Below are 17,748 nucleotides of genomic sequence, written 5' to 3' on the forward strand. Positions count from 1 at the left end.
CCGAGGAGGACCGCAATGCTGTTCTACGTCCAGATGAAGTGGAACCACGAGGGCCGCATCACCCTCGACGAGCTGTGGGAGATCGAGCAGGAGGAGGCGGAGCACGCCCAGGAGACGCTCGACTCCGGGTTCGCCGTCGGCCTGTGGAAGGTCGCCGCGCAGAAGCGCGTGATCGGCATCATCGACGCCCCCAGCGCCGAGGAGCTGGACCGCACCGCGCTGGGCCGGCTGCCGATGCGCGAGTACCTGGAGTTCGAGGAGGTGTGGCCGCTGCGCGACTACATCGGCTTCGCCGAAGACGTCATCAAGCGCTACAAGGTCTGACCCCCGAAGGGAACACCGAGGCATGATCCACCAGCTCATCTTCGCCGCACCCAAGCCCGGCATGACCGTCCAGGAGTTCCAGGACTACTGGGTGGACGTGCACGCCGTGCAGTACGCGTCGAAGATCCCGCAGATCCGCAAGTACCTGATCGACACCACCTTCGACGCCGGGGTCGACCTCGGCAACGGCGACCCGAAGTGGAACGGCGTGGCCGAGATCTGGCTGCGCCCAGAGGAGCAGGTCGCCTCGCTGCAGACCGAGGAGTTCCTCCAGGGGGCGCGGCTGGACGAGCCCAACTGGGCGGCGTTCTGGCAGACCCTCGTGCTGGACACCACGGCGCACGAGCTGAAGGCCGGCCCGGCGCTCTACAAGGGCCAGAACTGGGTGAAGCTCATCATCCTGGTCAAGCGCAAGGAAGGCGTCTCGCTGGACGACTTCCGGGCCTACAGCCTGCACCAGCACGGCGAGCTGGGGCTGAAGCTGCCCGGCCTGCGCCGCTACGTGCAGGGGCACACCGTCGACGGCTGGTACGGCATCGGCGAGCCCACCCTGGACGCGGCCTACCAGCTGTGGTTCGACGACGTCGAGGCGCTGCGCGACGCGCTGGAGTCCCCGGAGCACAAGCAGATGACCGAGGACTACGAGGCGTTCGTCAACACCCGCTACGTGCACCGGCTCGTCACCCGCGAGCACTGGATCATCGGCCCCGAGGCCCGGTAGCCGGCACGCGCCCGGTCGCGCGGACCCGCGCGACCGGGCGCGGCGGCCCCGGGCCCACCTGACGAGAGGAGTGCCGATGACGGAGGTCATCCACCGGCGCGCCGGGCAGGGGCCCACCCTGTGGTTCGGCGACGCCGTGTACACCTTCAAGGCCGACAGCGCCGAGACCGACGGCTCGCTGGTGTTCGCCGAGGCCACCGTTCCCCCCGGCGGCGGTCCCCCGCCGCACGTGCACCCGTTCACCGACGAGGCGTTCTTCGTGCTGTCGGGCGAGCTGGAGTTCCTCAAGGGCACGGAGGTGTTCCGCGCCGGCGAGGGGGACTTCGTGTGGGTGCCGCGGGGCACCCGCCACCGCTTCCTCAACGTGGGCACGCACGTGTCGCGCCTGATCTTCCTGTTCTCGCCGGGCGCGGGCATGGAGGGCTTCTTCCGCGCCATCGGCACCGAGGCGCGGGCGGGCGAAGCGCCCGCGCCGCTGACCCCCGAGCAGCGGCGCATGATCCCCGAACTGGCCCCCCGGTTCGGGATCGTGCTGGCGCCGCCGCCGCTGGGCGGCAACGGGGTCTGACCCGGGACGGGCGCCGCGGCGGACCGGCCGACCGATCACCACGCGGCCTCGCGCGCCCGCGCGAGGCGGCGTCCACTGTGGAGCCACAGGAGCTGCAATGGCAAGCGACGACCTGAGCCGCAACGTGCGGACCGTGCACACCTTCCTCCGGTTGCTGGAGGAGAAGGACATCGACTCGTGGATCGAGTTGTGGGCCGAGGGTGCCGACCACTACTACCCCTTCGGCACCAAGATGTTCCCGCGCCACATCGTCGGCAAGACCGCCGTGTACTCGCGGTGGAAGGACACCCCCGACATGTTCGAGAGCTGGGAGTTCCCGCTCACCGACGCGTGGGAGGACGGGGACACCGTCATCGCCCGGTTCGACGGCAACTGCCTGCTCAAGGGCGGCAAGCGGTACCGCAACACCTACCTGTCGATCTTCAAGTTCACCGACGCCGGCCAGATCTACGAGTACCACGAGTTCTTCGACCCGATCATCGCGGCCGAGGAGTTCGGCCTGGCGCAGATCGCCTACCGGGGCTGAGCCGACGCACCCGACCACCGCGGCGCGGGCGCGATCGCGGGGTGCCGGTGCGGGGAGGCCCACCGGCCGCGCGGCCGCGCGCGGTGACGGCGGGTCGGGCCCGCGCCACCGTCGGGAGGGCGGCGGCGCGACCGGCCCGACCCGCCCACGACCCGCCGGCCCCGGGGCCGGCACCACCCCCGCAGCGCGGGGACCCGATCAGGAGGAGCTTGAGATGACATCGACGACACCGGTGTCGACGCGGGCGGCGGCCGCCGCCACCGAGTTGCGCGGGAAGCTGGACGGCGACGTGCTGGTCGCCTCGGACACCGACTACGACGGCGCCCGCCGGGTCTGGAACGGGCTGCACGACCACCACCCCGCGGTGGTCGTGCGGGCGGCCCACGAGGCCGACGTGGTGCGGGCGGTCCGCACGGCGCGGGACCGCGGCCTGCCGCTGTCGGTGCGCGGCGGCGGGCACGACTGGGCGGGCCGGGCCGTGCGCGACGGCGGCCTGGTGATCGACCTCGGCCGGATGCGCGGGGTGGGCGTGGACCCGTTCGCCTCCACGGCCCAGGCGCAGGGCGGCACCACGGCGGGGGTGCTCGGCTCGGCCGTCGACTGGCACGGGCTGGCGGCCGCGGTGGGCACGGTGAAGGCGGTCGGCGTGACCGGCCTGGCCATGGGCGGCGGGTACGGCCTGCTGCTGGGCAAGCACGGCCTGGCGCTGGACAACCTGATCGGCGCGCGGGTGGTGCTCGCCGACGGCGAGGTGGTGACCGCGAGCCCGGTGCGGGAGCCCGACCTGTTCTGGGCGCTGCGCGGGGGCGGCGGCAACTTCGGCGTGGTCACCGAGACCACCTTCCGGGTGCACCCGCTGCGCTCGGTGGTCTCCGGCATGGTGCTGTTCGGGCTGGACCAGGCGCGCTCGGTGCTGCGCGGCTACCGCGAGCTGACCGCCGCCGCGCCGGACGAGCTGACCGTGATGACCGGCTTCTTCTGCGGTCCGGACGGCCGGGCGCTGCTGTACCTGCTGCCGATGTGGAGCGGCAACCCGGCGCGCGGCGAGGACTGGGCCGCGCGGGTGACCGCGCTGGGCAAGCCGCTCTCGGCGCAGCTCGGGTCGATGACGCCGTTCGAGGTGCTGGGCCTGCTCGACGCCACCGTGGTGGACGGCAGGCACACGGTGGCGGCGAACCGGCAGCTGCCGGAGATCACCGACGAGGTGGCCGAGGTGCTGGTGGACGCGGCCGAGCGGATCACCTCGCCGTACTCGGGCGTGTTCGTGCACCACTTCCACGGCGCCGCGACGCGCGTGCCGTCCTCGGCGACGGCGTTCGCGCTGCGCCGGGAGCACAACCTGGTGGAGGTCGTCGGCACGTGGGAGGTCGGCGAGGACGGCGACCGCCACCGGGAGTGGGTGGAGCGGCTGTCCGCGGACCTGGCGCCGCACTCCCTGCCCGGCGGGTACCAGAACCTGCTGGCGCCGGAGGACACCGAACGGGTGCGCGTCGCCTACGGCCCGAACGCCACGAGGTTGTTCGAGGTCAAGCGGCGGTACGACCCGGACAACGCGTTCAGCGGTGTGCCGACGCTGTTCTGACCGCCCGGGTCCGGCCGGTCCGGGGTCCGATCAGCCCGGGGTCCAGCGGTCCGGGGGCACCACCCCGGGTCACCGCGGCGGCAGCAGCGCCTCGGCGAGCGCGCGGGCCTGGCGCGACGGCCCGGTCGGGCCGAGGGCCTGCGAGGAGGCGTTGACGCCCTCGACCACCAGCACGAGGTGGTCGGCCAGCACGTCCGGGTCGTCCACCCCGCCCAGCGCCCCGACCAGCTCGCCGATCCGGGTCCTCATCCACTCCTTGGCCGCGACGGCGCGCACGTGGACGGGCGAGGCCGGGTCGGGGAACTCGGCCAGGGCCATCAGGAAGGCACAACCGCGGCGGGCGTCGGACTGGATGTCGTCGGTCAGGGCGTCGAACACGGCGAGCACCCGCTCGCGCGGGTCGGGGCCCGCCGACCGCACGGCGTCCGCGAACCACGCCCTGGTCAGCTCGTCCGCCCGGGCCACGTAGGCGGCGACCAGGTCGTCCTTGTCGGCGAACAGCCGGTACAGCGTGGTGGGCGCGACGCCCGCCGCGGCGGCGACCTTGTCGACACCGGTGACCCGGATGCCGTTGCCGTGGAAGAGCCCGTGGGCGACGCGCAGGACGTGCTCACGGGTGTCAGCGGAAGTGCGTTGCATCGCGGCCACCCCTTGCTTCGGTCCGTCCGACTGTATTACGGTTGGCCGCGCAATGCTAGGGATCGTTCCCTAACACCGGGTCGACCGACTGGGACCAGGGCGTCGCAGGAGAACGCCCCGCGGGTCCGGCAGAAGGACCCGCGGGACACCACCGAACTACGAGGAAGGTGCACATGAGTGCAGACCTGCGACCGGGACTCAGCCCGGCGCGAACCAACCTGGCGCTCGGCGCTTTGTTCCTCGGCGCATTCGTCGCGGGCAGCGCCGAGCTGATCGTCGTCGGCATCCTGAACCTGATCGCCGACGACATGGGCGTCTCGATCGGCTCCGCGGGCAGCCTGGTGACGACCTACGCGCTGGGCGTGTCCATCGGCGGTCCGATCCTGACCGCCCTCACGATCAAGTTCGCCCGCAAGCAGCTGCTCCAGCTGACCCTGGCGGCCTACGTGGTGGGCAACGTGCTCGCCGTGGTGGCCACCGGCTTCGGCATGCTGCTGTTCGCCCGGGTGCTCACCGGCTCGCTGCACGGCCTGTTCATGGGCGTGGCCTTCGCCGTCGGCGCGGGCATGATGCCGCCGGAGAAGATGGGCAAGGCGATCTCGTTCGTCTTCGGCGGCGTGGCGGTCTCCACCGCCCTCGGCGTCCCGATCGGCACCCTGATCGGCCAGAGCTGGGGCTGGGAGGCGTCGTTCGTGGCCATCGTCATCACCGGCGCCCTGGCCCTGGTGCTGGCGCTGGTCGTCATCCCGCCGGTGCCGAACTCGGGGGTCGGCGGCTTCGGCGCGCAGGCCAAGCACGCGCTCGCGCCCAAGGTGCTGGCGCTGCTGGGCCTCGGCTTCCTGATCATGGGCGGCCAGTTCGCCGGCCTGACCTACCTCCAGCCGTTCCTGGCCGACGTCACCGGCATCTCCGGCGGCACCATCTCGATCTTCCTGCTGGTGTACGGCATCGCGAACGCCGTCGGCACGTTCCTGGGCGGTTCCGCCGCGGACAAGAACGCCGCGGGCACGATCGTCGTCGGCAGCCTGATCCTGGTGATCGCGCTCGCGGCGCTGTACTTCGCCGGTTCCAACCCGGTGGTGGCCGCGATCGCCCTGGGCGTGTGGGGCATCGTCGGGTTCGGCATCGTGCCGTCGATCCAGTACCGCGTGGTCACCCTCGCCGGCCCGGGTCGCGACTTCGCGGCCACGCTGCCCGCCTCGGCGGTCACCGCGGGCATCGCGGTCGGTGCGCTCATCGGCGGCGCGGCGATCAACCGCGGCGCGGACGGCGCCATGCTGACGGCGCTGATCATCTGCGCGGTCGGCGTCGTGGCGGCGTGGGCCACCAGCGCGCTCAAGCCCGCGGCGGAGCCCACCAGCGCGGGCACCGCCGTACCGGTGGAGGACGAGAAGGCCGCCACCAGCTGAGCGGTCCCTCCACCGAGGCGAGGCAGCGTATCCCCCACGCTGCCTCGCCTCCCCCGTGCCCGGACCACGACAGGACAGGAGCAGCGCCTTGCGCGCAGGAGCGATCTTCCCGCAGACGGAGATCGGCGACGACCCCGAGGACATCCGCACGTGGGCGCGGTCGGTCGAGGAGATCGGCTACGCCCACGCGCTGGTGTTCGACCACGTGGCGGGCGCCGACTTCCGCGCCCGCCCGAACCGGCCCGCCTACGACCACGAGACGCCGTTCCACGAGGTGTTCGTCCTGCTCGGCTTCCTGGCCGCGGTCACGACCCGGCTGGAGCTGGCCACCGGCGTGCTCGTGCTGCCGCAGCGGCAGACCGTGCTGGTGGCGAAGCAGGCGGCCGAGGTCGACGTCCTCAGCGGCGGCCGGCTGCGGCTGGGCGTCGGGATCGGCTGGAACAGCGTGGAGTACGAGGCCCTCGGCGAGGACTTCACCAACCGGGGCGCGCGCAGCGCCGAGCAGGTCGAGCTGATGCGCCTGCTGTGGGCGCGGCCGTCCGTGGACTTCCGGGGCCGCTGGCACACCGTCGACCACGCGGGCATCAAGCCGCGGCCGGCGGCCGGGCGCGTCCCGGTGTGGTTCGGCGGCAACGCGGAACCGGTGCTGCGCCGGGCCGGGCGGCTGGGCGACGGGTGGTTGCCGCAGCGCGCGCCCGACGCGGTGGCCGCGGACATGCTGCGGCGCGTCCGGGGCTACGCCGCCGAGGCGGGCCGCGACCCCGGCGCGCTGGGGTTCGAGCCCCGGTTGAAGCTCTCGGAGGTCCCGGAGCGCGACTGGGCCTCGTTCGCGGCCGGGTGGCGCGAGCTGGGCGCCACGCACCTGTGCGTGAGCACGATGGGGCTGGGCCTCGGGTCGGTCGACGAGCACCTCGCCGTGCTGCGGGACGTGCTGCCGATCCTCTGAGCACGTGCGGAGGGGCCTCCCACCGGTCGGTGGGAGGCCCCTCGTCGTGGACCGGCGCTCAGGGCACCCGGTGCAGCAGGGCTTCGGCCTCGACGGGGCCGACCACCTGGTTGAAGACCGGCGTGCCCAGTTCCTGCCTGCGGCTGTCCGCGAGGGCGCCGTTGTCCACTGGCGCGAAGCCGAACTCCTCGACCAGGGCGGAGACCCTGGCCTTGGCGTCGGCGTCGTCGGAGGCCACGGGGACCGCGATCCGCTCGGCGAGGGGCAGGTCGGGCCGACCCTCGTCGCGCAGCCTGCGGTACCACACGGTGTTGAAAGCCTTGACCACGACCGCGCCGGGCAGCAGCCCGGCCAGGACCTGGCCGCTGCTGGTCTCCCCGGACTCCAGCCGCGGGTCGTGGCCGTCGCGGTCGGCGTAGTAGTTGCCCGCGTCGACCACGACGCGCCCCTCGAAGGCGGCGGCGGGCAGCTCGGCGTAGCGGTTGAACGGGATGGCCAGGAAGACCAGCTCCCCCGCCCGCGCGGCGTCCTCCACCGTGCCCGCCTTCACCTTCGGGCCGAATTCCGCGACCAGGTCCGCGAGCGTCTCGGGACCGCGCGAGTTCGCGATCACGACCTCGTGCCCGTTGCGGACGAGCTGCGCGGTCAGGGCACCGCCGATCTCACCGGCGCCGATGATTCCGAAGGCCACGGCCACCATTCCTCTCCTCCCGGTCGGACCGGGGAACGCTGTTCTCGTGATTCGGGCGACGGGGCCGGCCGGCCGGAGGGGGACGCCGCCCGGCCGGCCCCGGCTCGTCAGTTCTCGACGAGGGTGTAGCTGCCGGGCTGCACGGACGACAGGTCGATGGCCGACAGGAAGTCCTGCGTCTCCGGGGCGCCGTAGAAGGCCGAGATGACCGCCTGCGCGGCCTCCGGGCTCGCCCACGTCACCACGATCAGCCACTCGCCGTGCTCGGCGATGGCCGACTGGCGCGAGACGAAGCCCGGCTTGGGCTCCATGTACTCGCGCTGCATCTTGATGTTGATCTCCCGGAACTTGGCCTCGTCGAACCCGTCGACCAACCGGAACCTGATTGTCTCGACAATTGCCATCGGTAACCGCACCCCATTCGGAACGAGTGGTCAACAACTCATCCCGAACATTACCCGCGAACAATGCGCGGACCAGGCCGGAGCGATTTACCGGGGGTATTCCGTGAATTCGACGTTGTCCGTCCGTTCCGTTCCCGCGACGGGTCGCGGGGGCGGTCCGGCCGGCACGGGCGACGGCGCGTGCGCCCGTGCCGGCCGGGGACCTCAGGCGCCGACGACCTCGGGGGTCAGGGCGGCGAGACCGGCCTTGGCGACCGGGCCGTCCTCGCCGGCCTGACCGCCCGCGACACCGATGGCGCCGACGATCGTGCCGCCGACGACGATCGGCACGCCGCCGGGGACGACGGCCACGTCGGGCTGGGTCGACAGACCCGCCAGCAGGGCGGGGTTGCCGGACAGGAACTGGCTCAGCCCCTCGGTCTCGAAACCGAGACCGGCGGACGTCACCGCCTTGCTGACGGCCAGGCGGCCGCTCAGGAAGGTGGCACCGTCCTGGCGCGCGAGCGCGACGGTGTTGCCCCCGTTGTCGACGACGGCGACGGCGACGGCGACGTTCAGCTGCTCGGCGTGCGCGAGGGCCGCGTCCAGCGCGCGGCGGGCGTCCTGGAAGGACAGTGCAGGCGTGTTCACGCTCGTGACTCCTACTCGACCGGGTATCCGACGAGGGCGAGCCTAATGTAGGGGAACCCTCCCTAACAAGGGGGCGGGTCCAACCCGGTGCAGACCGAGCACCGTGATGTCGTCGGACTGCGACGCGCCGCCGACGTGCCGCCGCAGCACCTCGTCCACGGAGGCCAGCAGCTCCTCGGCCGAGCCGCCCGGCGGCACCGCGGCCAGCACCGGCTCCACGCCCAGCCGCCGCCCGACCGCGTCCCGCGCCTCGGTCACGCCGTCGGTGTAGACCAGCAGCGAGTCCCCCGGGCCGAGCCGGACGTGGCCCAGCGCGTGCACCCCGTCGGCGAGCATCCCGAGCGCGGGCCCGGTGGGCGGCAGCTCCGTGCGCGAACCGTCGGCGCGCACCACCACCGGCGGGTTGTGGCCGCAGTTGATGTAGACCAGGTCCCCGGACAGCGGGTCGAGCACGCCGAAGAACACCGTCGCGAAGTAGCCCTGCCGCAGGTGGTTGCGGGCCAGGTAGCGGTTGGTGTCGGCGACCGCCCGCGCCAGCGGTCCGGCGCCGTGGGTCAACCGCGGCGACAGCCCCGGGTCACCCGCCTCGCGCGGCACCGCGTCGTCCTCGGCGCCGTGCCGCAACAGGGTGCGGATGAGCGCCATGAACAGGGCCGCGCCGATGCCCTTGTCGCACACGTCGGCCACGACCAGCCCCAGCCGGTGGCCGTCGAGCAGCTCGAAGCAGTCGTAGAAGTCGCCCGCGACCAGGCGGGCCGGCCGGAAGCGGGCGGCCAGCTCCCACCCGGGCGGCGCGGGCAGGACGTCGGGCAGGAACCCGGCCTGCAGGTCGTTGACCAGGGACAGGTCCTGCTCGTACTCGTGGAACGCGGCCTCGGCGGCGCGCCGGTCCGCCAACGCGGCGAACCGGTCGCGCTCCCCCGTCGACAGCAGCCGCCCGCGCAGCAGCACCGGCGAGTACGGCGGCGCGACGTAGTCGTACCCCGCGCGCACGCAGGCCTCCAGCGCGGCCAGGTCGCCGTCGGCGAACACCACCACCCGGTGCCGCGCGCCCGCGTCGGCGAGCCTGCGGGTCAGCACCCCCACCAGGCGCAGGCCCAGCGACGCCGCGAACAGCACCACGTCGGGCCGCCCGGCCCCGTCCACCTCACCCGGCTCCACCACCTGGACGCGGAAACCCGCCTCCTCCAGCGAGGCCGCCACGACCGGCAGCCCGCGGGCCACCACCAGCACCTCGCGCGTCTGCCGCTCAACAGCTGTCAGTGCCACTTCGACCCTCCCCCGGCAGCCGGCGCACCACCATCGTGCTGCGGTTCCGGCCGTCCACGTACTCGTAGTGGAACTCGTCGAGGGCCGTCAGGGCGAGGTGCACACCCAACCCGCCCGGAGTCCGTTCGGTCGGGTGGGTCCCCAGCACGTCCGACGGGTCGTGGGCGCGCGGGTCGAACGGCGGCGCCCGGTCCTCGGTGCGCACCCACACCCGGTCACCGTCCACCCCGCCGCAGACGCGGACCTCGCCGCGCCCGCCGTAGCCGTGCTCGACGATGTTCGTTGCGATCTCGTCGACGGCCAACCTCAACCGGTGGGCCTGCCCGCGGGTCAGGGAGGCGCGCTCGGCGAGGCCGCGCACCACCTCCGCGACCCGCGGGCCCACCGTGTCCGCGGTCTCCACCGCGGACGACGACTCGGCGGTCATGCCCCCGCCGGCTCCTGCATCACCACGCTGCGGTCGAAACCGGTCAGCCGGATCGTCTCGGCCACCTCCGGCTGCGTCCCGACCAGCACGATCTGCACGCCGCGGCCCAGCCTCTGGTGCGCGTACACCAGGCTGCGCAGTCCCGCGGAGGACAGGTAGGACAGCTCGTCCATCAGCAGCACCAGCCGCTTGAGCGGCTGGGCGGCGACCTCGGCGATCACCCGGTTCAGCTTGCCCGCCGACCGCGCCTCCAACTCGCCGCGCAGCCGGATCGTGGCGATCCCGTCCCACACGTGGCTCTTGGCCTCGAAACCCATCGTCCCTCACACCCCTCTCGTCGGGCGGGCGGTCAGCACCACCACCGAACGCGGCCCCGCCCACAGCCGCGACCGGTCGGCGACCGGTGGTTCCGTGCCGGGCTCGTGCGCCTCGCCCGTCCAGGTGTCGGCGAACAGGCGCCACCCGAAGCCCTCCGGGAGCGCCACCTCCACGCCCTCCCAGTGGGTGTTGGCCGCCACGAACACGTGGTCCTCGCCGCGGCTCACCCGCGCGGCCAGCAGCCTGCTCGACGGCGACCAGTCCGGTTCGCCGCCGTCCGCGCCCTGCCAGGTCACGTCCCGGCCGCCGACGAGGTGGCCCCGGTGGCGCAGCGCCGGGTGGGCCGCGCGGAACGCGAGCACCCGGCGGGTGAACTCGACCAGGTCGTCGTTGCGCCCCACCAGGTCCCAGTCGAACCAGGACAGCTCGCCGTCGTGGCAGTAGGCGTTGTTGTTGCCGCGCTGGGTGCGGCCCGCCTCGTCACCGGCCAGCAGCATCGGCACGCCCTGGCTGGTCGCCAGCAGCAGCAGGGCGTTGCGCACCTGCCGCGCCCGCAGCGCCAGCACGCCGGGGTCGTCGGTGGGCCCCTCGACGCCGCTGTTCCACGAGTTGTTGCCGTTGTCGCCGTCGCGACCGCCCTCGCCGTTGGCCTCGTTGTGCTTGTCGTTGTAGGACACCAGGTCGGCGAGGGTGAAGCCGTCGTGCGCGGTGACGAAGTTGACCGACGCCGCCGGCTCGCGGTCGCCGTAGAGGTCGGGCGACCCGGCGAACCGGGTGGCCACCTCCCCCACCACGCCGTCGTCGCCCTTGAGGAAGCGGCGCAGCGCGTCGCGGTAGCGGCCGTTCCACTCGGCGAAGCGCCGGTGGCCGGGGAAGCTGCCCACCTGGTAGAGGCCGGCGGCGTCCCACGCCTCGGCGATCAGCTTGCAGTCGCGCAGCACCGGGTCGTTGGCCAGCGCCTCCACCAGCGGCGGGTTCGCCAGCACCGCGCCGTCGGAACCGCGCGAGAGGATGGCCGCCAGGTCGAAGCGGAACCCGTCGACGTGGTACTCCGAGGCCCAGTAGCGCAGGCAGTCCAGCACGAAGCCGCGCACCACCGGGTCGTTGCAGTCGACGGTGTTGCCGGTGCCGCTGAAGTTGTAGTACTCCCCGCGCGGCGTGAGCATGTAGAACGTGCGGTTGTCCAGGCCGCGGAACGAGATCGTCGGCCCGTCCTCGTTGCCCTCGGCGGTGTGGTTGAACACCACGTCGAGGAAGACCTCGATGCCCGCCCGGTGCAGCTCCTTCACCAGGGTCTTCAGCTCGTCCACGGGGGACGGACCGGCGGCGAAGGACGCCTTGGGGGCGAAGAAGCCCACGGTGCTGTAGCCCCAGTAGTTGTACCACCAGGTGTCCGTTACCGGGTCGTGGCGCGAGTCGGTGAACTCGTCGAACTCGAACACCGGCATCAGCTCGACGCAGTTCACGCCGAGGCGCTTGAGGTACGGGATCTTCTCGACCAGCCCGGCGTAGGTGCCGGGCGACCGGACCCCGGAGCTCGGGTGCCGGGTGAAGCCGCGCACGTGCAGCTCGTAGACCACCAGGTCCTCGGGCGCGTGGCCGGGCCGGCGGTCGTCCTCCCAGTCGAACTCGTCGCGCACCACGCGCGAGCGCCACCGGGTCGGCGCGTACCTCGGGCCGGGCCGCACGCCCCACTCCTCGGCACCCGCCAGGGCCTTCGCGTACGGGTCGACCAGCACGGCGGTCGGGTCGAACCGGTGCCCGGCGACCGGGTCGAACGGCCCGTCCACGCGGTAGCCGTAGTCGACCTCGTCGGGGTCGACCCCGAACACGGTCATCGCCCACGCGCCGCCCACCCGGAACTCCTCCGGGAACGGCAGCTCCGCCAGCACCTCGGTCGACCCGCGGGCGAACAGCACCAGCGTGACGGCCGTGGCGTGGTTGGACGGCACCGAGAAGGTGACCCCGCCGGGCACGGGGGTGGCGCCGAACGGCAGCTGCCGCCCGGCGCGCACCTCGTACCCGGCGATCCACCGCGTGGCCAGGTCGGCGGTCACCGGACTACCCCTCCGCGGGCGCCAGGTGGGCCCGCACCGTGAGGTCGTGGTCGGAGTCGGGCAGGTTGACCGTCATCGCCACCGGGTCGAAGTCGGCGTGCGGCCGGCCGTCGACCTCCACCCACTCCAGGCGGGCCGCCCCGGCGGGCAGCGCGTCCGGCGCGACCCGCAGCACGCGGTCCTTGAAGCCGTCCGCGCGCGGCTTGAACCACAGCGACAGCGGGCCGCCGCCGAGCAGCAGCCGGCCGTACACGGTGGCCAGGAACGCCAGCTCCGCCGCGTGGTACACGGACATGGAGTGGCTGCCCTTGAGCCGCTCGGTGCCCAGCAGGTACGGGTGGCCGTCCGCCAGCACGTTGAAGTAGACGCCGCCCTCGTCGTGGTCGAGGAAGAACGCGTTGTAGAACGCCTGCGCCTCGCGGCCGTGCCGCAGGAACTCGTCGTCGCCGGTGGTGCCCGCGAGGACCAGGTAGGCCAGGATGGCCTGCTCCTGCTGCCACCACGCCTTGCGGTCGTGCCACACCAGGCGGTGGGTGTCCTGGCCGACGCCCAGCACCCGCTGCACCACGTCGTACCAGCCGCCGCGCTGCCGGTCCGCGCCGTAGGCGGGCAGCGAGCGGGCGATCCGGTCGGCGAGCGTGGTGTAGGAGTCCTTGGCCCGGATGGAGTTCATCCGGATCAGGTTCCAGGCGATCTTGAGGTTGTGGCCGACCACCGCGCGGTCCTGCTGCCAGCCGTGCGTGCGGTCCGGCGTCCAGTCGCCGTGGAAGCGCTCCTGGACGAACGGGCTGGTCGCGTCCGGGAAGTGCTGGACGATCAGGTCGAACGTCTCCTCCAGCATCTTCGCGTGCCGCTCCTCGCCGGTGGCGAGGTAGAGGTTGATCAGGTACGCGGGCGCGTGGTCGCCGATGGAGTTCCAGTTCTTGCGCGACTTGTTCGGGCCCAGCGAGTCGTGGTGCGGGCTGAGCAGGATCGGGTCGACGTGCGAGTAGTAGCCGCCGCGCACCGGGTCCTTGAAGAACCGCTCGAACAGGCGCAGCGTGCCGTCGATGTCGGACGCGATGCGCGGGTCACCGGTGATGCGGTAGGTCTGGGTGGGGCCGACCAGGGCGTAGATCTGCTCGTAGGCCGGGATGGACTGCGCGTCGTCGGTGAACTCCGACGCGAAGGAGCGGAACTGGGCGCCGTCGCGCACGTCGATGCCGTGGTACCAGTAGACGACGTTCTCGTCCCGGTCGACGAACCGCATGTTGTCGCGCAGGTACTCGGTGCCGCGTTCGGCGACGTCCAGGAAGTCCTCGTCGCCGGTGAGCATGTAGGCGCTGGCCATGCCGTAGACCAGGCGCGAGAGGGTGTCGGTCTCCTGCACGTGGTCGTCGGACTTGTCGCCGCCCAGGCGCAGGACCGTGCGGTAGTCGGCGAAGTCGACGGGGCTCTTCGCGCCGAACTGGGCGTGCCGGTAGAAGCGGGCCAGCTCGGCGAGCTGCCGGGGCCACCAGTCGGTCTCCTCGAACCGGTAGCGGTCGCCGGGGCCCACCAGCACGACGCGCTTGGCGTCGAACACCGCGTCGCCGCGCTCCGGGTAGTACAGGCCGTGGACGAAGACGTGCCGGCCGGGCGTGAGCAGGTCGCGCAGCGGCTCCGGCACGCTGACCGGCGGCTCGCCCAGGTTGCGGGTCATCTCCGCGTACGTGTCGCGGGTGATCCTGGCCCGGACCGCGCGGCCGTCGCTGGTGCGCAGGTCCAGCGCGCCCCGGGTGGGGTCGAACGCGACCACGTACCCGGCGACGAGGTCGGAGAACACGAAGTCCATGCGGTTGTCAGCGACCATGGGTCGTCACCTGCACTCCAATCGGTGCCCACCCCCACGGGGCGGGTCTGCTGGGTAAGCCCCGAACGCACGACCCGCACGTCGCGAACGCACGACTCACGGGCCACGAGCGCAGGACTCGCCGAGGTCCGGCCGGGACACCGGCGAGTCCTGCGTTGACGACCCGCGAGTCATGCGCTCGTGCGCGGTGTGTCGTGCGCTCGCGGGCGGCGGGTCGTGCGCTCGGGTCAGGGGCGGGGGTCGGTGGCCGCGTGGCGCGGGCCGGGCGGGGTCAGGCCGATGCCGCGCAACATGCGTTGGCGGCTGCGCATGCTGCCCACCGGGGTGCGCGCCGCGATCAGGTCGATCAACGTGCGCGCGAACAGGTGCGCGGCGTCGGCGCTGCGCCCCGTGACGAGGTCGCCGTCCACCACCACGTCCTGGTCGGTGTACGCGGCGCCCATGTTGCGCACGTCCCCGATCAGGTTGTTGTGGCAGGTGACCCGGCGACCGGCCACGACCTCGGGGATCGGCGCGACCAGCCACATGCCGTGGCAGATGATCCCCTTGAGGACGCCCGGCTCGGCGAACGCCCGGGCGAGGAGGTCCACGGCGGGCGCCCGGCCCGTCGGGGTCTCGCTGTAGCGCAGCCGGTCCGACACCATGCCCGAGGGCACGATGAGGGCGTCGTAGCCGCGCAGGGTGTCGTCGTCCACCGCCTCCAGGTCGCCGCTGACGGTCAGCGGCACCTGGTACTCGTGGCCGGTGAAGGTGATCGACTCCTGGCCCCACAACCGGGTCAGGTACTCGATCGTGGCGCCCTCCTCGGCGAACCTGCGCTCGTAGTAGGCGATTTCCGGTTCGACGTAGTCGGTTTCCATGAAGATCGCGACGGTGCGGCCGGCCAGGCGACCGTTCTCGCGACGCGCGAGTTCCGGCATCTGCGACCCTCCTACTTCGTGACCAGGTCGATCAGGAACGGACCGGTGGCGGTGAGCATCCGCCGCACGGCACCCGCCACCTGGCTCGGCTTCTCCACCCGCACGCCGTCCACGCCCAGGGCGCGGGCCAGCTCGGCGAACCCGATCTCCGGCCGGCCCAGGTCGAACCCGGACGGGTACTCGTGCCGGTCGATGCCGCGTTCGCTCCAGTACTGCTCGATGTTGAGGTCGAGCAGCTCGTAGCGGTGGTTGTTGCAGATGACGAACTTGGCCGCGATCCCCTCGCGGGCCGCCGTCCACAGCGCCTGGATGGTGTACATCGAGCCGCCGTCGCCGGTGAACCCGACGACCTCGGCGTCGGGCCGGGCCATCTTGGCGCCGATGGCGCCGGGGATGCCGATGCCCAGCGACCCGCCGCGGGTGGAGAAGTAGTTGCCCTTCACCCGCGGCGGCAGGTACTTGGTGAGCGCCGGCGAGGAGGTGAGGGCCTCGTCGAAGATCACCAGGTCGCTGCCGCCCTGCTCGGCCAGCTCGGCCGCGAACAGCTCCATCATCGGCGCGTTCTGCCCCGGTCGGGGCCGCCGCCACACCGCCGACGAGCGCGCGGTGGGTCGCCGCCCCGCCGCGAACAGCCGCTCGCCCAGCGCGGCCAGGGTGTGCTTCGGGTCCGCGGCCAGCGCCACGTCCACCGGGTGGTTCTTGGCGATCTCGTAGGTGTCCAGGTCGACGTGCACGATCTTCGCGTCGGCCCGGAACGGGTTGTGCAGCGAGGGGAACACCTCGGGGAACACGTAGGTCCCCACGATCAGCACGGCGTCCGCGTCCGCCACCTGGCGCTCGGAGTTGGCGCCGAACATGTGCCCGAGCTGTCCCTGCCACAGCGGGTGCGTGTTGTCCATGTTCAGCTCGGAGGAGTCCAGGCCCCACACCGGCGCGTCGAGCAGCTCCGCCACGCGGGTCAGCTCGTCCTGCGCACCGGAGACCGACACGCCGTCGCCCATGAGGATCACGGGGTGGTACGCGCCGGTCAGCGCGGCGGTCGCCCTGTCCAGGTCCTCCTGGACAGGGACGACCGCCTGGCTGGGTACGGTGCTGCGCCGCACCTCCTCGGTGTTCTCCGCGTCGAGCACGTCCATCGGCAGCGCGACGAAGACCGGACCGCGCGGGGCGGTCATGGCCGTCTTCACGGCGCGGCGCAGGGTGCGCAGCAGCGACGACGGGTGGGTGACCCGGGTGGCCCACTTGGTCACCGGCCTCGCCATGGCGACGAGGTCGGTGGCCATCTGCGAGTCCATCGCGTCGTACCGCACCCCGGCCTCGCCCGCGATGACCACCAGCGGTGAATGACCGCGCATGGCCTGGTACAGCATGCCGATGCCGTTGCCGAGACCCACGCCGGTGTGCAGCTGGACCAGCGCGGGCCCGGCCGTCGCCCTGGCGTAGCCGTCGGCCATCGCGATGGCGACGGTCTCCTGCAGCGCCAGCACGTACTCGAAGCCCGGCACGCCCTCCAGGATGTCCAGGAACCCCTCTTCCACGGTTCCCGGATTCCCGAACATCCGGGTAAAGCCATCCGCGACGAACTGCTCGAAGATGGCGACCTTTCCCGGCCTTGCGGTCATGACCGTATTCCTTCCCGATTCGCTACAGCTGAGTGGTCACCAACCGAATCGGCGCAGGCCGGATTCGAGGACTTCGACGAGCTTCTCACCGGCCGGGAACGAGTCCGGCGTGGAACGCGCGGTGATGAACGGGTAGTCGACGATCACCGAGACCTCCTTGCCGACGTTGCCGTGGTAGGCACCGTCGGGGCCGGTGGCGTCGCGGAGGATGTACTCCAGGGGGTACGGCGGCGGGCCCATGTTGAAGTCGACGCCGATGAAGCCGGTGCCGTCCTTGTAGTCGTACTCCTTGCAGTGGCCCGTGACGTGCTTGCCCCAGATGATCGACTTGCGGTCCTCCCAGTCGCGGGCGAAGGCCAGCGGCGCGACGCCGTAGCACTCGCCGACGATGGGCTTGTCCGCGCGCAGGAACGCGAGGATCAGCTCGTGCAGGCGCTCGTTGTTGGCCAGGTCCACGATCGGGCCGGAGCCGCCGACGATCACCAGGGCGTCGAACTGCTTGATGTCCTCGTCGAGGTTGCCCAGCTCGCGGTTGTACGCCTCGATGCGGCGCAGGAAGTCCGGCTCGCTGAAGTACGGGCGGTCCGGGATCCACTCGGCGAGGCTGATGGGGTTGTCGAGCCGGGACGACTCGTCCAGCTCCTTCGCCGCCACCGCGACCTCCGGCGTGGTCACCGACCGGCCCAGGGGCGGGTCGATGTAGCCGGGGTCGAGGCTCGGCGGCAGTGCTCGGGCCCGCGCGCCGGTGGGCGTCGCGAAGACCGACTGGTAGCCCCGCTCGTCGAACGTGGCGACCGGGCCGAGGAGTTCCTCGCCCCAGTAGCCGTATTCCGAGAGGACGAACAGAATCTTCTTCGTCATCGT

General features: G+C 72.3%; 19 protein-coding genes. 7 read left to right on the top strand and 12 right to left on the bottom strand.

Features of this window, described 5'->3' with window-relative positions:
* Nucleotides 1-15 precede the first annotated feature (15 nt).
* The 5 genes from ACRAKJ_RS23175 (at nucleotide 16) to ACRAKJ_RS23195 (ending at nucleotide 3,721) form a co-directional block, all read left to right on the top strand.
* Nucleotides 16-324, top strand: a complete 309-nt coding sequence (locus ACRAKJ_RS23175; protein ID WP_447008656.1) for a muconolactone Delta-isomerase family protein — start codon at nucleotides 16-18, stop codon at nucleotides 322-324.
* 22 nt (nucleotides 325-346) lie between these two features.
* Nucleotides 347-1,045, top strand: a complete 699-nt coding sequence (locus tag ACRAKJ_RS23180) for an EthD domain-containing protein (RefSeq protein WP_447008657.1) — start codon at nucleotides 347-349, stop codon at nucleotides 1,043-1,045.
* Between the two features lie 76 nt (nucleotides 1,046-1,121).
* Nucleotides 1,122-1,613 (top strand): cupin domain-containing protein, encoded by a 492-nt coding sequence (locus ACRAKJ_RS23185; protein ID WP_447008658.1) that lies wholly within the window; start codon nucleotides 1,122-1,124, stop codon nucleotides 1,611-1,613.
* A 97-nt stretch (nucleotides 1,614-1,710) separates the two neighbouring features.
* Complete coding sequence (locus tag ACRAKJ_RS23190; RefSeq protein WP_447008659.1) at nucleotides 1,711-2,139, top strand: nuclear transport factor 2 family protein; 429 nt, start codon at nucleotides 1,711-1,713, stop codon at nucleotides 2,137-2,139.
* 214 nt (nucleotides 2,140-2,353) lie between these two features.
* Nucleotides 2,354-3,721, top strand: a complete 1,368-nt coding sequence (locus ACRAKJ_RS23195) for an FAD-binding oxidoreductase (protein ID WP_447008660.1) — start codon at nucleotides 2,354-2,356, stop codon at nucleotides 3,719-3,721.
* Between the two features lie 69 nt (nucleotides 3,722-3,790).
* On the opposite strand, the gene ACRAKJ_RS23200 is transcribed toward ACRAKJ_RS23195, so the two are convergent.
* Nucleotides 3,791-4,360, bottom strand: a complete 570-nt coding sequence (locus tag ACRAKJ_RS23200; RefSeq protein WP_438925777.1) for a TetR family transcriptional regulator — start codon at nucleotides 4,358-4,360, stop codon at nucleotides 3,791-3,793.
* A 173-nt stretch (nucleotides 4,361-4,533) separates the two neighbouring features.
* Here ACRAKJ_RS23200 and ACRAKJ_RS23205 point away from each other — a divergent pair, with 173 nt between their 5' ends.
* Both ACRAKJ_RS23205 and ACRAKJ_RS23210 read left to right on the top strand, forming a co-directional pair.
* Nucleotides 4,534-5,769, top strand: a complete 1,236-nt coding sequence (locus ACRAKJ_RS23205; protein WP_438925778.1) for an MFS transporter — start codon at nucleotides 4,534-4,536, stop codon at nucleotides 5,767-5,769.
* 88 nt (nucleotides 5,770-5,857) lie between these two features.
* On the top strand, nucleotides 5,858-6,715 hold the full coding sequence (locus ACRAKJ_RS23210; RefSeq protein WP_438925779.1) for a TIGR03619 family F420-dependent LLM class oxidoreductase: 858 nt from the start codon (nucleotides 5,858-5,860) through the stop codon (nucleotides 6,713-6,715).
* Nucleotides 6,716-6,773: 58 nt separating this feature from the next.
* Here ACRAKJ_RS23210 and ACRAKJ_RS23215 read toward each other — a convergent pair whose 3' ends face one another.
* From ACRAKJ_RS23215 to ACRAKJ_RS23265, 11 genes are all read right to left on the bottom strand, one after another.
* Nucleotides 6,774-7,406 (bottom strand): NAD(P)-binding domain-containing protein, encoded by a 633-nt coding sequence (locus ACRAKJ_RS23215; protein ID WP_438925780.1) that lies wholly within the window; start codon nucleotides 7,404-7,406, stop codon nucleotides 6,774-6,776.
* 107 nt (nucleotides 7,407-7,513) lie between these two features.
* Entirely contained in the window at nucleotides 7,514-7,810 is a 297-nt protein-coding gene (locus ACRAKJ_RS23220; RefSeq protein ID WP_438925781.1) for a hypothetical protein, read from the bottom strand.
* Between the two features lie 204 nt (nucleotides 7,811-8,014).
* Nucleotides 8,015-8,440 carry a heme-binding protein gene (locus ACRAKJ_RS23225; protein WP_438925782.1) on the bottom strand — a complete coding sequence of 142 codons (426 nt, stop codon included), beginning with the start codon at nucleotides 8,438-8,440 and terminating at the stop codon, nucleotides 8,015-8,017.
* Nucleotides 8,441-8,482: 42 nt separating this feature from the next.
* Nucleotides 8,483-9,709, bottom strand: a complete 1,227-nt coding sequence (locus ACRAKJ_RS23230; protein WP_438925783.1) for a SpoIIE family protein phosphatase — start codon at nucleotides 9,707-9,709, stop codon at nucleotides 8,483-8,485.
* Nucleotides 9,690-10,136 (bottom strand): ATP-binding protein, encoded by a 447-nt coding sequence (locus tag ACRAKJ_RS23235; protein WP_438925784.1) that lies wholly within the window; start codon nucleotides 10,134-10,136, stop codon nucleotides 9,690-9,692. Before ACRAKJ_RS23235 ends, ACRAKJ_RS23230 begins: the two co-directional genes overlap by 20 nt.
* A complete protein-coding gene (locus ACRAKJ_RS23240) occupies nucleotides 10,133-10,453 on the bottom strand; it encodes an anti-sigma factor antagonist (protein WP_438925785.1) in 321 nt (106 codons plus the stop codon). The genes ACRAKJ_RS23235 and ACRAKJ_RS23240 overlap by 4 nt, the downstream gene beginning before the upstream one ends.
* A 6-nt stretch (nucleotides 10,454-10,459) precedes the next feature.
* Nucleotides 10,460-12,511, bottom strand: coding sequence for a glycogen debranching protein GlgX (gene glgX / locus ACRAKJ_RS23245; RefSeq protein WP_438925786.1), 2,052 nt, complete (start codon nucleotides 12,509-12,511; stop codon nucleotides 10,460-10,462).
* Between the two features lie 4 nt (nucleotides 12,512-12,515).
* Nucleotides 12,516-14,342 (bottom strand): AGE family epimerase/isomerase, encoded by a 1,827-nt coding sequence (locus ACRAKJ_RS23250; RefSeq protein ID WP_438925787.1) that lies wholly within the window; start codon nucleotides 14,340-14,342, stop codon nucleotides 12,516-12,518.
* A gap of 227 nt (nucleotides 14,343-14,569) precedes the next feature.
* Nucleotides 14,570-15,262, bottom strand: a complete 693-nt coding sequence (locus tag ACRAKJ_RS23255) for a DJ-1/PfpI family protein (RefSeq protein ID WP_438925788.1) — start codon at nucleotides 15,260-15,262, stop codon at nucleotides 14,570-14,572.
* Between the two features lie 11 nt (nucleotides 15,263-15,273).
* Nucleotides 15,274-16,884, bottom strand: a complete 1,611-nt coding sequence (locus tag ACRAKJ_RS23260) for a thiamine pyrophosphate-dependent enzyme (RefSeq protein WP_438925789.1) — start codon at nucleotides 16,882-16,884, stop codon at nucleotides 15,274-15,276.
* 36 nt (nucleotides 16,885-16,920) lie between these two features.
* Entirely contained in the window at nucleotides 16,921-17,745 is an 825-nt protein-coding gene (locus tag ACRAKJ_RS23265; RefSeq protein WP_438925790.1) for a type 1 glutamine amidotransferase domain-containing protein, read from the bottom strand.
* Between the last annotated feature and the right edge of the window lie 3 nt (nucleotides 17,746-17,748).

This window comes from Saccharothrix sp. DSM 118769, assembly GCF_052936295.1.

Excerpts from the sequence above, each read along its gene's own strand:
- ACRAKJ_RS23255 (WP_438925788.1), bottom strand. The coding sequence starts at position 15,262 with ATGCCGGAACTCGCGCGTCGCGAGAACGGTCGCCTGGCCGGCCGCACC.
- ACRAKJ_RS23180 (WP_447008657.1), top strand. The coding sequence starts at position 347 with ATGATCCACCAGCTCATCTTCGCCGCACCCAAGCCCGGCATGACCGTC.
- ACRAKJ_RS23240 (WP_438925785.1), bottom strand. The coding sequence starts at position 10,453 with ATGGGTTTCGAGGCCAAGAGCCACGTGTGGGACGGGATCGCCACGATC.
- ACRAKJ_RS23175 (WP_447008656.1), top strand. The coding sequence starts at position 16 with ATGCTGTTCTACGTCCAGATGAAGTGGAACCACGAGGGCCGCATCACC.
- ACRAKJ_RS23205 (WP_438925778.1), top strand. The coding sequence starts at position 4,534 with ATGAGTGCAGACCTGCGACCGGGACTCAGCCCGGCGCGAACCAACCTG.
- ACRAKJ_RS23195 (WP_447008660.1), top strand. The coding sequence starts at position 2,354 with ATGACATCGACGACACCGGTGTCGACGCGGGCGGCGGCCGCCGCCACC.
- ACRAKJ_RS23235 (WP_438925784.1), bottom strand. The coding sequence starts at position 10,136 with ATGACCGCCGAGTCGTCGTCCGCGGTGGAGACCGCGGACACGGTGGGC.
- ACRAKJ_RS23260 (WP_438925789.1), bottom strand. The coding sequence starts at position 16,884 with ATGACCGCAAGGCCGGGAAAGGTCGCCATCTTCGAGCAGTTCGTCGCG.
- ACRAKJ_RS23185 (WP_447008658.1), top strand. The coding sequence starts at position 1,122 with ATGACGGAGGTCATCCACCGGCGCGCCGGGCAGGGGCCCACCCTGTGG.
- ACRAKJ_RS23190 (WP_447008659.1), top strand. The coding sequence starts at position 1,711 with ATGGCAAGCGACGACCTGAGCCGCAACGTGCGGACCGTGCACACCTTC.
- ACRAKJ_RS23200 (WP_438925777.1), bottom strand. The coding sequence starts at position 4,360 with ATGCAACGCACTTCCGCTGACACCCGTGAGCACGTCCTGCGCGTCGCC.
- ACRAKJ_RS23220 (WP_438925781.1), bottom strand. The coding sequence starts at position 7,810 with ATGGCAATTGTCGAGACAATCAGGTTCCGGTTGGTCGACGGGTTCGAC.
- ACRAKJ_RS23250 (WP_438925787.1), bottom strand. The coding sequence starts at position 14,342 with ATGGTCGCTGACAACCGCATGGACTTCGTGTTCTCCGACCTCGTCGCC.
- ACRAKJ_RS23265 (WP_438925790.1), bottom strand. The coding sequence starts at position 17,745 with ATGACGAAGAAGATTCTGTTCGTCCTCTCGGAATACGGCTACTGGGGC.